Source organism: Amycolatopsis tolypomycina (assembly GCF_900105945.1).
In the GTDB taxonomy this organism is placed as follows: domain Bacteria; phylum Actinomycetota; class Actinomycetes; order Mycobacteriales; family Pseudonocardiaceae; genus Amycolatopsis; species Amycolatopsis tolypomycina.
Window position 1 is genome coordinate 6,796,415 of the sequence record NZ_FNSO01000004.1, and the last position, 14,409, is coordinate 6,810,823.

General features: G+C 71.1%; 12 protein-coding genes and 1 tRNA gene. 5 read left to right on the forward strand and 8 right to left on the reverse strand.

The window, feature by feature from the left end:
* Window positions 1-54 precede the first annotated feature (54 nt).
* From rho to argS, 6 genes are all read right to left on the reverse strand, one after another.
* A complete protein-coding gene (gene rho, locus BLW76_RS40805) occupies window positions 55-2,043 on the reverse strand; it encodes a transcription termination factor Rho (RefSeq protein ID WP_091317435.1) in 1,989 nt (662 codons plus the stop codon).
* A 410-nt stretch (window positions 2,044-2,453) separates the two neighbouring features.
* Complete coding sequence (gene thrB, locus BLW76_RS40810) at window positions 2,454-3,338, reverse strand: homoserine kinase (protein ID WP_091317436.1); 885 nt, start codon at window positions 3,336-3,338, stop codon at window positions 2,454-2,456.
* Window positions 3,339-3,441: 103 nt separating this feature from the next.
* Complete coding sequence (thrC, locus tag BLW76_RS40815; protein ID WP_091317438.1) at window positions 3,442-4,503, reverse strand: threonine synthase; 1,062 nt, start codon at window positions 4,501-4,503, stop codon at window positions 3,442-3,444.
* Between the two features lie 76 nt (window positions 4,504-4,579).
* Entirely contained in the window at window positions 4,580-5,893 is a 1,314-nt protein-coding gene (locus BLW76_RS40820) for a homoserine dehydrogenase (RefSeq protein WP_167384891.1), read from the reverse strand.
* A 5-nt stretch (window positions 5,894-5,898) separates the two neighbouring features.
* Window positions 5,899-7,329 carry a diaminopimelate decarboxylase gene (lysA, locus tag BLW76_RS40825; protein WP_091317442.1) on the reverse strand — a complete coding sequence of 477 codons (1,431 nt, stop codon included), beginning with the start codon at window positions 7,327-7,329 and terminating at the stop codon, window positions 5,899-5,901.
* A 3-nt stretch (window positions 7,330-7,332) separates the two neighbouring features.
* On the reverse strand, window positions 7,333-8,997 hold the full coding sequence (argS, locus tag BLW76_RS40830; RefSeq protein WP_091317443.1) for an arginine--tRNA ligase: 1,665 nt from the start codon (window positions 8,995-8,997) through the stop codon (window positions 7,333-7,335).
* A 196-nt stretch (window positions 8,998-9,193) separates the two neighbouring features.
* On the opposite strand from argS, the gene BLW76_RS40835 reads away from it, so the two are divergent.
* From BLW76_RS40835 to BLW76_RS40845, 3 genes are read left to right on the forward strand one after another with little or no spacing between them, the layout of a single operon-like run.
* Window positions 9,194-9,991, forward strand: a complete 798-nt coding sequence (locus BLW76_RS40835) for a DUF3105 domain-containing protein (protein ID WP_091317445.1) — start codon at window positions 9,194-9,196, stop codon at window positions 9,989-9,991.
* Window positions 9,991-10,683, forward strand: a complete 693-nt coding sequence (locus BLW76_RS40840; protein ID WP_091317447.1) for a DUF305 domain-containing protein — start codon at window positions 9,991-9,993, stop codon at window positions 10,681-10,683. The genes BLW76_RS40835 and BLW76_RS40840 overlap by 1 nt, the downstream gene beginning before the upstream one ends.
* 36 nt (window positions 10,684-10,719) lie before the next feature.
* Window positions 10,720-11,121, forward strand: coding sequence for a hypothetical protein (locus tag BLW76_RS40845; RefSeq protein ID WP_143060777.1), 402 nt, complete (start codon window positions 10,720-10,722; stop codon window positions 11,119-11,121).
* Between the two features lie 4 nt (window positions 11,122-11,125).
* On the opposite strand, the gene BLW76_RS40850 is transcribed toward BLW76_RS40845, so the two are convergent.
* Both BLW76_RS40850 and BLW76_RS40855 read right to left on the reverse strand, forming a co-directional pair.
* The gene (locus BLW76_RS40850) at window positions 11,126-12,046 is read right to left on the reverse strand and encodes a cation diffusion facilitator family transporter (RefSeq protein WP_091317450.1); all 921 of its coding nucleotides are present in this window, start codon (window positions 12,044-12,046) and stop codon (window positions 11,126-11,128) included.
* Between the two features lie 179 nt (window positions 12,047-12,225).
* Window positions 12,226-13,326: an epoxide hydrolase family protein gene (locus tag BLW76_RS40855; RefSeq protein WP_091317452.1), complete on the reverse strand. Its 1,101-nt coding sequence runs from the start codon at window positions 13,324-13,326 to the stop codon at window positions 12,226-12,228.
* Window positions 13,327-13,476: 150 nt separating this feature from the next.
* On the opposite strand from BLW76_RS40855, the gene BLW76_RS40860 reads away from it, so the two are divergent.
* Window positions 13,477-13,549, forward strand: a tRNA-Arg gene (locus BLW76_RS40860).
* Window positions 13,550-13,872: 323 nt separating this feature from the next.
* Window positions 13,873-14,400 (forward strand): hypothetical protein, encoded by a 528-nt coding sequence (locus tag BLW76_RS40865; protein WP_091317453.1) that lies wholly within the window; start codon window positions 13,873-13,875, stop codon window positions 14,398-14,400.
* The last annotated feature ends 9 nt before the right edge of the window (window positions 14,401-14,409 follow it).

The following is a 14,409-nucleotide window of genomic DNA, read 5'->3' on the forward strand; positions in this document are numbered from 1 at the left end:
CGCGGAAGGGGCCTCCCCGGTCACCCGGGAAGGCCCCTTCTCCAGAGCCAGGACTCAGTCGTCTTCGCCGCCGCCGAGGGCGGTCTTCGAGACCTGCATGAGGAACTCGACGTTGGTCTTGGTCTTCCGCAGCCGCGAGATCAGCAGGTCGATGGCCTGCTGCGAGTCGAGCGCGTGCAGCACCCGGCTCAGCTTCACGGTGACCGCGAGCTCGTCCGGCGAGAGCAGCAGCTCGTCCTTGCGGGTACCGGACGGGTTGACGTCGACCGCCGGGAACACGCGGCGCTCGGCGATCTTCCGGTCGAGCTTGAGCTCGGCGTTGCCGGTGCCCTTGAACTCCTCGAAGATGACCGTGTCCATCGTCGAGCCGGTCTCGACCATCGCCGTGGCGAAGATGGTCAGCGAGCCGCCGTTCTCGATGTTGCGGGCCGCACCCAGGAAGCGCTTGGGCGGGTACAGCGCGGTCGAGTCGACACCACCGGACAGGATCCGGCCGGACGCCGGGGCCGCCAGGTTGTACGCGCGACCCAGCCGGGTGATCGAGTCGAGCAGCACGACGACGTCGTGGCCCATCTCGACCAGGCGCTTGGCCCGCTCGATCGACAGCTCCGCGACCGACGTGTGGTCGGACGGCGGCCGGTCGAAGGTCGAGGCGATGACCTCGCCCTTCACCGAGCGCTGCATGTCGGTGACCTCTTCCGGACGCTCGTCGACCAGGACGACCATCAGGTGGCACTCGGGGTTGTTCGTGGAGATCGCGTTCGCGATGTCCTGCATGATCGTGGTCTTACCGGCCTTCGGCGGCGACACGATCAGGGCACGCTGCCCCTTGCCGACCGGCATGATCAGGTCGATCACGCGGGTGGTGAGCTTGTGCGACTCGGTCTCCAGCCGCAGGCGCTCGTTCGGGTACAGCGGGGTCAGCTTGGTGAAGTCGGGACGCCGCTTGGCCTCGTCCGGCTCCAGGCCGTTGATCGAGTCGACGCGCACCAGCGGGTTGAACTTCTGCCGCTGCTGCTCACCCTCGCGCGGCTGGCGCACGACACCGGTGATGGCGTCACCGCGGCGCAGGCCGTACTTGCGGACCAGCGACAGCGAGACGTACACGTCGTTCGGGCCGGCGAGGTAGCCGGAGGTGCGGACGAACGCGTAGTTGTCCAGCACGTCCAGGATGCCCGCGACGGGCAGCAGGACGTCGTCCTCGCGGATCTCGGTGTCCGGCGAACCGCCTTCGCCCCGGCCGCCACCGCTGCCCCGGCGACGGCGGTCGCGGAAGCGACGGCCGCGACGGCCGCCTTCCTCGTCGTCGTCCGGCTGCTGGTTGCGGTTGTCACCGCGGTTGCCGTCGCCGCGGTTGCCGTCCTGCTGCTGGTTGCGCTGGCGGTCGCCGCGGTTGCCGTCCTGGCGGTTGTCACCCCGGTTGTCGCCGCGGTTGCCACCGCCCTGGCGCTGCTGGTCGCGGTTGCGGTCACCCTGCTGGCGCTCGCCCTGCTGCCGGTCGCCGCCCTGCTGGCGGTCACCCTGCTGCCGGTCACCGCCCTGCTGGCGCTCGCCGCCCTGCTGGCCGTCCGGCGCACCGGCGGCGCGGTTGGAACCGCGGCGACGCCGGCTGCGGCCGCCCTCCTCGGGCTGGCCGTCCTGGCCCTGGGAGCCGTCCTGCCGGTCCTGCTGCGGGCGCTCGGCCTGCGGCCGGTCGTCCGTGGCGGCGGGCGCCTCGGCCTTCGGCTCCGGCTTGGTCTCCGCCGGGGCGGCCGGCGCTTCGGCCTTGGGGGCCGCCTTGGGCGGCTCGCCGACACCCTCGAGCGGCAGCGTCTCGGCCGCCGCACGCGGCTTGCGGGACTTGCCCTGGCGCTCGCGGATCGCGGCGATCAGGTCGCCCTTGCGCATGCCCGTCGTCTCGCCGACGCCGAGTTCCCCAGCCAGCGAACGCAGTTCGGCGACGGTCTTACCGGTCAGCCCGCCGACCGTCCGCTTGGGAGCGGGGGCGGTGCCGTTCGTCTCGGCCGTGCCGCTCACGTCGCTCAAAAGATCGGTGTTGCTCACACATGTCCTTCCTGACCGATCCACGCCTCCAGGTGGATCAGCGGACTGCCGCTCGCTTCTGATCGCGAACCGGCGTAGTTGCCCCCCGATACGCGAGATGAGCTCTTCGGCCGTGCGAAACACAGCTGGAGCGCCTCCACCACAGGGGTTTGCGTCCTCCAAACGGAGGACACGGAATTCGGCACCGCCGAGACCGGAAACCCGCCTGCGTCCCTCCGCGTTACCCCGCGTGCCAGGCGGTGCGGATTCGGCGGATCGACGAAGGATGCGATCCCCAGGATTTCCCGGGACCGGCATCGGGTGCGGAAACGCACGGTGATCGAACGCCCCCGAGGGTAGACCGCAGCGGTGCCGGGTGCAACAACCACCCCCCGCGTGGCGGCCACCACGACGGCCATGTGACCCAGCCTTTACTGAGCCGCGACCTGCACGCCCGTGAGATCCACGGGCAGCTCGAGGACGTCGAAACCGGTAACGCCCACCTCAGGCGGAAGTATTCCCCCGGTGGTCAGCGCGAGCACCGTCGGACCGGCGCCGGAGACGGCGGCGGCCACTCCGTGTGCACGGAGCGTCGCCACCAGCTCCGTGCTCGCCGGGTACGCCGGGGCGCGGTAGTCCTGGTGCAGCCGGTCCTCGGTGGCCGCGAGCAGCAGCTCCGGCTTCGCCGTCAGCGCGTGGACGGCGAGCGCGGCGCGCCCGGCGTTGTGCGCGGCGTCGGCGTGCGGCACGGTCGCGGGCAGCAGGCCGCGCGTGGTCGCGGTGGCCGAGCGCCCCGACGGCACGGCCACGACCGGCCGGACGGCCGCGTGCGGTGTGAGCCGTTCGGCGTGGAACTTTCCGCCGTCGCACCAGGCCAGGACCAGCCCGCCGAGCAGGCTCGCGGCGGCGTTGTCGGCGTGGCCTTCGAACCCGGCGGCCAGCTGCAGCGCGTCGAACGCGTCGAGCTTCCGCCCCGCCAGCGCGTAGCCCGCGGCGACGCCGGACACCACGGCGGCCGCGGACGAGCCGAGGCCGCGCGCGTGCGGGATCGCGTTGAGGCAGCGCAGGTGCAGGCCGGGCGGCTCGACGCCGAGGTGCGCGCAGGTCTTGCGGATCGCGCGCACCACCAGGTGGCTCTCGTCGGTCGGGACGTCCGCCACGTCACCGGCGCCGGCGTCTTCCACCTCGACCTTGAGCCCGGTGTCGGTGACCTGCACCTCGACGACGTCGTAGAGGCTCAGCGCCATCCCGAAGGCGTCGAAGCCCGGCCCGAGGTTCGCCGTGGACGCCGGGACTGTCACTTTGAAGGTGGTCACCGGAGCGCCCCAATGTGGCGTTGGTTGCGTCCAGCGCACCCAATGTGGCGTTCGGTGCGTTGGACGCACCGAACGCCACATTGGGGCGCTGGCGAGCCGGGGGTCACCGGAGGTCCAGCGCCGCCGCGACGGCCGAGGGGTCGACGGCGAGGGGTTCGACCTCGACGTTGCCCGCCAGCGCCGTCTGCGGGTCCTTCAGGCCGTGCCCGGTCACCGTGCAGACCACGCGGGACCCGCGGGGGAGCCTGCCGTCGGCGGCAGTGGCCAGCAGGCCCGCCACGCTGGTGGCCGACGCCGGCTCGACGAACACGCCTTCGCGGCCGGCCAGCAGCCGGTAGGCCTCGAGGATCTTCTCGTCGGTGACGGCTTCGAAGAGCCCGTCCGACTCGTCCTTGGCCTTCACCGCGGCGGTCCACGACGCCGGGCTGCCGATCCGGATCGCGGTCGCGATGGTGTCCGGGTCGCGCACCGGCTCGCCGTGCACGAGCGGCGCCGCGCCGGCCGCCTGGAAGCCGAACATCCGCGGCGTGTTCTTCACCACACCGTCGGCCGCGTACTCCGAATACCCCGCCCAGTAGGCGGTGATGTTGCCGGCGTTGCCGACCGGCAGGCAGTGGATGTCCGGCGCGGTGCCCAACACGTCGCAGACCTCGAAGGCCGCGGTCTTCTGGCCCGCGATGCGCACCGGGTTCACCGAGTTGACGAGCGTGACCGGGTAGTCGGCCGCGGTCTTGCGGGCCAGTTCGAGGCAGTCGTCGAAGTTGCCGTCGACCTGCAGGATCCGCGCGCCGTGCAGCACGGCCTGGGCGAGCTTGCCCATGGCGATCTTGCCCTGCGGCACGAGCACCGCGCAGGTGAGCCCGGCGCGGGCGGCGTAGGCGGCGGCCGAGGCAGACGTGTTGCCGGTCGACGCGCAGATCACCGCCTTGAGGCCGCTGGCCAGCGCGTGCGTGATGGCCACGGTCATCCCGCGGTCCTTGAACGAGCCGGTGGGGTTCGCGCCCTCGACCTTGAGGTACACCTCGCAGCCGGTCAGCTCGGACAGGTGGTGGGCGGGCAGCAGCGGCGTGTTGCCCTCCCCGAGCGTGACGACCCGCGCGCCCTCCGGGACCGGGACGCGGTCCCGGTACGCCTCGATGATTCCCGGCCAGGCCTGGCTGCTCATGCGATCGCCTCGCTTCGCGAGACAGTGTTTGATTCCTTTTGGCGCATGATGTCTATGGTTCGCTCGCAAGCGTCGCTCACTGGTCTTCGCCTTCCACCCGCATCACGCTGACAACTTCGTGGACGACGTCGAGCCGCCCGATCTCGTCCACAGTGGACTGCAGGGCCGCGTCGGGCGCCTGGTGCGTCACCACGACCAGGCTCGCGCGGTCGCCGACGTCGCTCTGCCGGACCGCCGCGATGCTGACGCCGTGGTCGGCGAAGGCCTGCGCCACCTGGGCGAGCACCCCGGCGCGGTCGGCCACCGACAGGCTGACGTGGTAGCGAGTCGGCGTCTGGCCCATCGGCCGCACCGGCAGGGCCGCGTGCGCGGATTCGCGCGGGCCGCGGCCGGCGACGACCCGGTTGCGGGCCACCGCGACGAGGTCGCCGAGCACCGCGCTGGCCGTGGGCGCGCCGCCCGCGCCCTGGCCGTAGAACATCAGCTCGCCCGCGGCGTCGGCCTCGACGTAGACGGCGTTGAACGCGCCGCCGACGCCGGCCAGCTGGTGGCTGCGCGGGATCATCACCGGGTGCACGCGGGCGGACACCGACTCGACGCCGTCGTCGTCGGTGACCCGCTCGCAGATGGCCAGCAGCTTCACCGTGCGGCCGAGCATGCGGGCCGCGGCGAGGTCGGCGGCGGTGACGTCGGCGATGCCCTCGCGGTGCACGTCCGACGCCGTCACGCGGGTGTGGAAGGCGAGCGAGGCGAGGATCGCGGCCTTCGACGCGGCGTCGTAGCCGTCGACGTCGGCGGTCGGGTCGGCCTCGGCGTACCCGAGCCGGCTGGCCTCGTCGAGCGTCTCGGCGTAACCGGCGCCGGTGGAGTCCATCGCCGACAGGATGTAGTTCGTGGTGCCGTTGACGATGCCCATCACGCGGGTGATCCGGTCACCGGCGAGGGACTCGCGCAGCGGGCGCAGCAGCGGGATGGCCCCGGCCACCGCGGCCTCGAAGTACAGGTCGGCGCCCGCGGCGTCGGCGGCCTCGAACAGGTCGGCGGAGTGCTCGGCGAGCAGCGCCTTGTTCGCCGTGACGACGGACTTCCCGGCCTTCAGCGCGGCGAGCAGCCAGCCGCGCACCGGCTCGATCCCGCCGACCAGCTCGACCACGACGTCGACGTCGTCGCTGGTCACGAGCTGCTCGACGTCGGCGGTCAACAGCTCCGGCGGCAGCTCGGGGTGCTTGTCGGGGCGGCGGACGGCGATGCCGGCCAGCTCGACCGGCGCACCCGCCCGCGCGGCCAGCTCCTCGGCCTGCTCGGTGAGCAGCCGGGCGACCTGGCCGCCGACGGTCCCGCAGCCGAGCAGCGCGACGCGGATGGCCGGGCGTTCCTCAGGGGCAGCCACTGTGTTCAGACCTCCAGGCGGAGCATGTCGTCGGTCGTCTCCCGCCGCAGCAGCAGCCGCGAGCTGCCGTTGCGCACGGCGACCACGGCCGGGCGGGGCATCCGGTTGTACGTGCTCGCCATCGAATAGCAGTACGCGCCGGTCGCCGCGACCGCCAGCAGGTCGCCGGGAGCCAGCGTGTCGGGCAGCCAGCAGTCTCGTACGACGATGTCGCCGGACTCACAGTGTTTTCCCACGACCCGGGACAACACGGCCTGCACCGGCTGCTCGGCGTCGCCCGCGGAGCGGGAAACCACCCGGACGTCGTACACGGCGTCGTAGAGCGCGGTGCGGATGTTGTCGCTCATCCCGCCGTCGACGCTGACGTACCGCCGCGCCGACTCGTCGCCGAGCGAGACGTCCTTGATGGTGCCGACCTCGTAGAGCGTGATCGTGCCCGGACCGGCGATCGCGCGGCCCGGCTCGCCCGCGATCCGCGGCACCGGCAGGCCCGCGTACGCGCACTCCTTGCGGACGATCTCGCGGATCTGCGTGATCATCTGCGCGGGCGGCGGCGGGTTGTCCTTCTCGGTGTAGGCGATGCCGAACCCGCCGCCGAGGTCGACCAGGCTCAGCTGGTCGAGCAGCTCGGGGCCGTGTTCCTTGGCCAGGTCGGCGAGCAGCCCGACGACGCGGCGGGCGGCGACCTCGAAGCCGTCGGCGTCGAAGATCTGCGAACCGATGTGGCTGTGCAGGCCGACGAGCTTGAGCGAGCGCGCGTTGAGCACCCGGCGGACCGCCTCGGCGGCGTCACCGCCGGCCAGGGAGAAGCCGAACTTCTGGTCCTCGTGGGCGGTCGCGATGAACTCGTGGGTGTGCGCCTCGACGCCGACGGTGACCCGGATCAGCACCGGCTGCACGACGTCGTGGCGCGCGGCGATGTCGGCCAGCCGGGCGATCTCGAAGTAGGAGTCGAGCACGACCGTGCCGACCCCGGCGACGACCGCGGCTTCGAGCTCCGCGGGCGACTTGTTGTTGCCGTGGAAGGTGATCCGCTCCGCCGGGAAGTCCGCGCGCTGCGCCACGGCGAGCTCGCCGCCGCTGCAGACGTCGAGGCTCAGCCCCTGCTCGGCCACCCAGCGGGCGATCTCGATGGAGAGGAACGCCTTGGACGCGTAGTGCACGAGCGACGGGTCGTCGAAGGCCTCGGCGTAGTCCGCGCACCGGGACTTGAAGTCGGCTTCGTCGACGACGAACAGTGGCGTGCCGTGCTGCTCGGCGAGCTCGCGGACGTCGACGCCGGCGATCCGGACGACGCCGTCCGCGGCGCGGAAGGTGTTGCGCGGCCACACTTTCGCCGGCAGCTTGTCGAGTTCCTCGACCCCGGACGGCTGCAGCCCGGAGGTGTCGGCGTGGGGGTAGACGTCGGCGTGCCTGGGGCCCGCGGGGTGCGCCATTTCTTACATCCGTTCCGGAGCGGAGACACCGAGGAGGGCGAGGCCGTTCGCCAGGACCTGGCGGGCGGCTTCGCACAGCGCGAGCCGGGCGTGCGTCAGAGGGGTCACCTCTTCGTCGCCCATGGGCAGCACGCGGCCCACGGTGTAGAACTTGTGGTAGGCGCCCGCGAGTTCTTCGAGGTAGCGCGCGATCCGGTGCGGCTCCCGCATTTCGGCGGCGCGGCGCACGGTTTCCGGGAACTCGCCGATGGTGCGGATCAGGTCGCCCTCGGCGGGCAGCGTCAGCAGTCCGAAATCGACGTCCGAAGTGGACTCGGTGGACTTGATACCCAGATCGGCCGCGTTGCGCTGCAGGGACGCCAGCCGCGCGTGCGCGTACTGGACGTAGTAGACGGGGTTGTCGTTGGAGTGCTTGCGCAGCAGGTCAAGGTCGACGTCCAAAGTGGAGTCCACCGAGTAGCGGATCAGCTCGTAGCGGGCCGGGTCGACGCCGACGGCCTCGACGAGGTCCTCCATGGTGATCACGGTGCCGGCGCGCTTGGACATCCGGACCGGCTTGCCCTCGCTGACCAGGTTGACCATCTGGCCGATCAGCACCTCGACGGTGCCCGGGTCGTCGCCGAACGCGGCCGCCGCGGCCTTGAGGCGCGCGATGTAGCCGTGGTGGTCGGCGCCGAGCATGTAGATGCACAGGTCGAAGCCGCGGTTGCGCTTGTCCTTGAAGTAGGCGAGGTCACCGGCGATGTAGGCCGGGTTGCCGTCCTGCTTGATGACGACGCGGTCCTTGTCGTCGCCGTACTCCTTCGACTTCAGCCACCAGGCGCCGTCTTCGAAGTAGAGGTTCCCCGAGTCCTTGAGCTCCTGGACGGCGGCGTCGACCGCGCCGGACTCGTGCAGCGAGTTCTCGTGGAAGTAGACGTCGAAGTCGGTGCCGAACTTGTGCAGGCTCTGCTTGATCTCGCCGAACATCAGGTTGATGCCGATCCGGCGGAAGGTCTCGTGGCGCTCGGCCTCGGGCAGCGACAGCGCGCTCGGCTCGGCCTTGATGACCTCGGCGGCGATGTCGTTGATGTAGCCGCCCGCGTAGCCGTCCTCCGGCGCGGGCTCGCCCTTCGCGGCGGCGATCAGCGACCGGACGAACCGGTCGATCTGGGCGCCGGCGTCGTTGAAGTAGTACTCGCGGGTGACGTCGCCGCCCTGCGCGGCCAGCACGCGGCCCAGCGCGTCGCCGACCGCGGCCCAGCGGGTGCCGCCGAGGTGGATCGGGCCGGTCGGGTTCGCCGAGACGAACTCGAGGTTGATCTTCGTGCCGGCCAGCGCGTCGCCGCGGCCGTACGCGGCGCCGGCGTCGAGCACCTGGCGCACGATGTCGCCCTGGGCGGCCGCGGCGAGCCGGAAGTTGAGGAAGCCGGGGCCGGCGACCTCGGCGGAGGCGACGCCGTCGTCGGCCGAGACCGCCTCGGCCAGCGCCTCGGCGAAGTCACGGGGCTTGAGGCCGGCCTTCTTGGCCACCTGGAGGGCGAGGTTCGTCGCGTAATCGCCGTGTTCGGGGTTGCGCGGGCGTTCGATGGTCACCTGCTCCGGCAGCACGGCGTCGTCGATGCCGCGTGCGGCGAGCACCTGCACGGCGGAGCTGCGGACCAGGTCGGCGAGAGCGGCGGGAGTCACCTGCCGAATTCTAGGTGTGCCCTGGTGGGGCGCTTGCATCGGTCTCGAACATGTCACGGCGGGCAGTCATGTGAGGTGTTAACGGTGATCAGACGGCTGGTCTCTACACTGGCCCGGGCGGGAATCCGTCCGCAGCCACCAGAGGGAGAACGCGGGAGCCATGGCGAACGGGACAACTCGGAAAAAGGGGTCGGCGGTGAAGGCGGCCCGCGGTTCCGTGGTCAGCAAGAAGGGCACGCCCTGGGGCACGATCATCGCCGTGGTCGCCATCGTGGCGCTGGCCGCCTCGGTGATCATCTACTACATGGTCCAGTCGGCGCCGAAGCGGGAGCAGGCCGACCGTGAGGCCTCCGCCGCGTCGTTCGCGCCGACCGCGCAGGACCCGGACCCCTCGAAGCGCATCCCCGGCGTGGTGACCGCGACCTACACGGGCAGCGTCCACGTGCTCCCGACCGAGCGCGTCAACTACGACAAGACCCCGCCGTTCGGCGGCCCGCACGACCAGACGTGGGCCACCTGCACCGGCACCGTCTACCCGACCGCGGTCCGCACCGAGAACATGGTGCACTCCCTCGAGCACGGCGCCGTCTGGATCGCCTACAACCCGCAGCAGGTCACGGGCGAGGCGCTCAACCTGCTGAGCGTCCGGGCCAAGGACAAGCCGTACACGATGATGTCGCCGTACCCGGGTCTCGACAAGCCGATCTCGCTGCAGTCGTGGGGCCACCAGCTCAAGCTGGACGACGCCAACGACCCGCGGATCGACCAGTTCATCGCGGCGCTGCGCACCAACCCGAACGGCGTCTACCCCGAGGTCGGCGCGTCCTGCGACGCGGTCCCGGGCCAGTTCGACCCGGACAACCCGCCGCCGTTCGACCCGTCGAAGCCGGGTCCGGACGCGAAGCCGATGGACTACAAGGGCAGCACGTCCGCGCAGGGTGAGAACGGCATGCCGCCGTCGACCCCAGCCTCCCCCGCCCCGACCACGAAGTGATGGCCGAAGCCGACCTCGGCACCGAGCAGCCCACCTGGTCGCGCTGGGTGATCATCGGCGGGACGCTGCTGGCGGTCCTGCTGCTCGGCGCGACGGCGGGGATGTTCCTCACCCGGGCCATCGACGACCCGGCGGCCGCGGTGCCGGCGGCCGGGTCGGTCGAGGTCGGCTTCGCCCAGGACATGTCGACGCACCACCTCCAGGCGGTGACGATGGCGGGCATCGCCCGCGACCGCACGACCGACCCGGAGATCAAGCAGCTGTCGTTCGACATCGAGCGCACGCAGCTCGAGCAGGTCGGCCGCATGAAGGGCTGGCTCATGCTGTGGGACAAGCCCGAGCAGCCGATCGGCGCCCCGATGCAGTGGATGACGGAACCGATGCCGGGCCACGGCGGCATGGCGCCGGCCTCGGTCAACTCGGCGGCCGGCCCGCTGATGCCGGGCATGGCGACGGACACGGACCTGAAGAAGCTGCGTTCCCTGTCGGGGCGCGCGTTCGACGTGTTCTTCCTGCAGCTGATGCTCCGCCACCACGAGGGCGGCACGTCGATGGCCCAGTACGCGGCGGCGCATTCGACGTTGCCGGCGTTGAAGGCGCTGGTGAACAGCATCCTGACATCGCAGGGCGCGGAGATGGACCAGATCAAGCTGATGCTCTCGGGGCGGGGCGCCCAGCCGCTGCCCGCCTGACTCCCTGAAGGCGCCGAAGTCCGGCAAGATGCCGTCATGGCATCAAGGGCGGACCCGCGCACCCTCGTCGCGGCCGGGGTGATCGCCGCGTTGACCGGCGCCGCCACCGGTGTCTTCTGGGGCGCGATGTCCGGCGCGTACGACGGGGCGTGCACTCCCGGCAACCCGTTCTGCTCGTTCGGCCGGGCGATCGTGGGCGCGGAGATCCTCCTCGCGACCGTTGCCGGGACGTCGTTGCTCACGCTGTTCGCCCTGAGCATGACGCGCCTGCGGCCGAGGCGGCCGGTCGTCCTGACGGCGCTGCTGGCTCCCCTGGCGTTGGCGGTCGTCTACCACTTCACCGACGCGCTCGGCGCCTACCGGATCGCGCTGCTGGCCGCGGTTTCCGCGGTGCTGCACGTCGGGGTGGCCTGGACCGCGCGAACCGCCGTGCGCTAGCGCGTCACCAGGACAGCTCCTGGCAGCGGCGCGCGCACTGCGGCGCCTCCACCTGCAGCGTCGCGTGCTCGATCGCATACCGCGACGACAGCAGGTTCTGCGCCTCCGTCAGCACGTCCGACTGCTTCGCCGGCGGCGCCAGCGTCAGGTGCGCCGAAGCGACCTCCATGCCCGACGTCAGCGTCCACACGTGCAGGTCGTGCACGTCCGCCACGCCCGGCAGGGCCGCCAGCTCCGCGTTGATCGCGCCGACGTCCACGCCCTGGGGTGCGTGCTGGAACAGGATGCGCAGCGCGCGGCGGGCCAGCGTCCACGTGCGCGGCAGCACCCACAGCCCGATCGCGACACCGATGATCGGGTCGGCGTAGCGCCAGCCCGTCAGCAGCGTCACCGCACCGCTGACCAGCACGCCGACCGAGCCGATCAGGTCGGCCAGCACCTCGAGGTACGCGCCGCGGACGTTGAGGCTCTCCTTCGCGCCCGCGCGCAGCACCGCGAACGACACCAGGTTGGCCACCAGGCCTGCCGCCGCGGCCAGGAGCACCGGGAGGCCGGGGACCGACGGCGGGTCACCGATGCGGCCGACGGCCTCGATGAGGACGTACCCCGCGACGCCGAACAGCAGGAGCGCGTTGGCGAGCGCCGCCAGCACCTCCGCGCGGTAGAGGCCGAAGGTGCGGCTGACCGTGGGCCCGCTGCGCCGCGCCAGGATGATCGCGGTCAGGGCCATGCCGACGCCGAGGACGTCGGTGAACATGTGCGCCGCGTCCGAGAGCAGGGCCAGCGAGCCGGTCGTCAGGGCCACGACGAACTCGAGCACCATGAAGCCGGCGCCGACGCCCAGGGCGATGGCCAGCCCGCGCACGTGGCGTCCCGACGCGCTCGCCGGCGCGATCGCGTGCCCGTGGCCGTGTCCGTGACCCATTCCGCCTCCGTTCCCGGTTCACCGTCCGGTCAAACATATAGTCGGATGCGCATATGTGCAATATAGGCCAGCCTAAGTTCACCCACCCGCAAGCTACCGCGCGCGGCGGGGCCACCCAATCCACCAGGCGGGGTTTCCCGCCTGGTGGATCGGTCACACTGCGCCGCCGGCCGGCGTCGTCAGCGCACGAGCCGGAAGAAGCCGCGGACCTGCTCGACGAACAGCTCGGGCTGCTCGAGCGCCGCGAAGTGCCCGCCGGCGGGCAGCTCCTCGAACCAGCGCAGGTCGGTGTACCGCCGCTCGGCCTGCCGCCGCGACGGCCGGACGATCTCCTTGGGAAAAACCGAAACCCCGGCCGGAACATCCACTGTGGACAGATCACGGTCGTGGTTCGCCCAGTACATCCGCGCCGACGACGCGGCGGTCGCGGTGAACCAGTAGACGGAAATCGCGTCCAGGATGCGCTGCCGGTCGACGGCGTCCTCCGGGTGCCCGTTGTGGTCGGTCCAGGCCCAGAACTTCTCGGCGATCCACGCGGCCTGCCCGGCGGGCGAGTCGGTGAGGCCGTAGCCGAGCGTCTGCGGGCGGGTGCCCTGCTGGGCGGAGTAGCCGCTCCCGGTCCGCCGGAACTCCTGCAGGTCGGCGAGCGCCCGCCGCTCCGCCGGCGTCGGATCGTCGTCGTCCATCCGCACGGGCGCGAAGTTGACGTGCACCCCGGCCACCCGACCGGACCGCGCGAGCGCGTTGGTGACGGCGGCGCCCCAGTCGCCGCCCTGGGCGCCGTAGCGCTCGTAGCCGAGCGACACCATCAGCCGGTCCCACAGCTCGGCGACGCGCCCGATCTTCAGCGCGGGCTTGTCACTCCACCCGAACCCGGGCAGCGACGGCGCGACGACGTGGAAGGCATCGGCGGGATCGCCCCCGTGCTTCGCGGGATCGGTGAGCGGCCCGAGAACATCGAGGAACTCGAGCACGGACCCCGGCCACCCGTGCGTGAGCACGAGCGGCAGCGCATCGGCCACGGGCGAGCGAACGTGCAGGAAGTGCAACCCGACACCGTCCACGCCGGCCCGGAACTGCGGAAAGGCATTGAGCCGGCGCGCGAACCCGAAGTCGTACTCCTCGCCCCAGTCACGGCAGAGCTCACGCACATAGCCGAGCGGAACACCCTGCGACCAGTCATCAACGGTCTCGGCCTCGGGCCACCGGGTCCGCCGAAGCCGTTCCCGCAGATCGGCGACATCGCCTTCGTCGAGAGGTACCTGGAACACCTCGGCCATCGCGGCTCCTTCAGGTGGGCTTCCCACGCTAGCGAGCAAGCACCGAGTGGATCAACTTTATGGCTCTGACCAGGGCGGTTGTCGGTTGGACCACCTGCGGGACGGGGGTGGTGGCGCATGCGCTAAGCTTTCGGAGTCGCCCAGCGATGGGCCCTCGTAGCTCAGGGGATAGAGCACTGCCCTCCGGAGGCAGGTGTCGCAGGTTCGAATCCTGCCGAGGGCACCCTGTTCGATCGGCCCCTGCCAGCGGGAACGCGGTGGGGGCCGTTTCGCGTCTTGGCGGCTGCCGCACGCCCGTCGTACCCGGGCGATCGCACCGGCTCCAGAGGATTTGGGCGGCATGACAACTGGTGCCGCGGCATGGCAAAGCAACGATTTCCGAGTGAGAATGGAAAGCGGCTTGTCCCCTGAACCGTGCCGGCTCGGTTTTTTGTAACAGAAGTCGCCCGTTCAGGGTATCGAATTAGTTCTTACTCCTCCCTCGCCAGGTTCTGTTGGCCGAACCGGGATGCATCCTGACGAGCACCCGACAGCGAGGAGGAGATCATGAGTGTCATCGGTTACGGCGTTCTCACCAGGCTGCGCACCCAGGCGCCGGCAGACCAGAGCCAGACGGTCGAGGCGCCGAGCATGCGGGTCATAGTGGATGGCTTGGCCGCTCTGGTGCCGGGCGAGATCCTGATCCTGCACGGAGCGATCGTCGCCTGGGCGACGGTGACCACCACCACCGAAGAGCAGGGCGTCGAGAAGGTCGCGTCGACATTCGACGCGAGTTCGGTGCACTGGTTCGCCTTCTGGATTCTCGTCGCTGTGTGCGCACTTCTCTACGTCATCGCGCGAACGCGAAGAGAGGGCGGTTCTTCGTGGTCCGGGGTGGATTTCGTGCGGATGCTGCTGCCCGCGGCCGCTTTTGCCGCTTGGGCGCTACTGGGGAAGGGGACATTGGCCGATTCGACCTTCGGGGACATGAACGGTGGCCTGCGGCTCGCGATCGGCGGCTGCCTGGGTGTCGTCGTGGCCGCGGCGGCCGTCGCCCTCGGGAAACAGGCGGATGCCGCGGACGCCAAGCCCTGAGTGAGGACG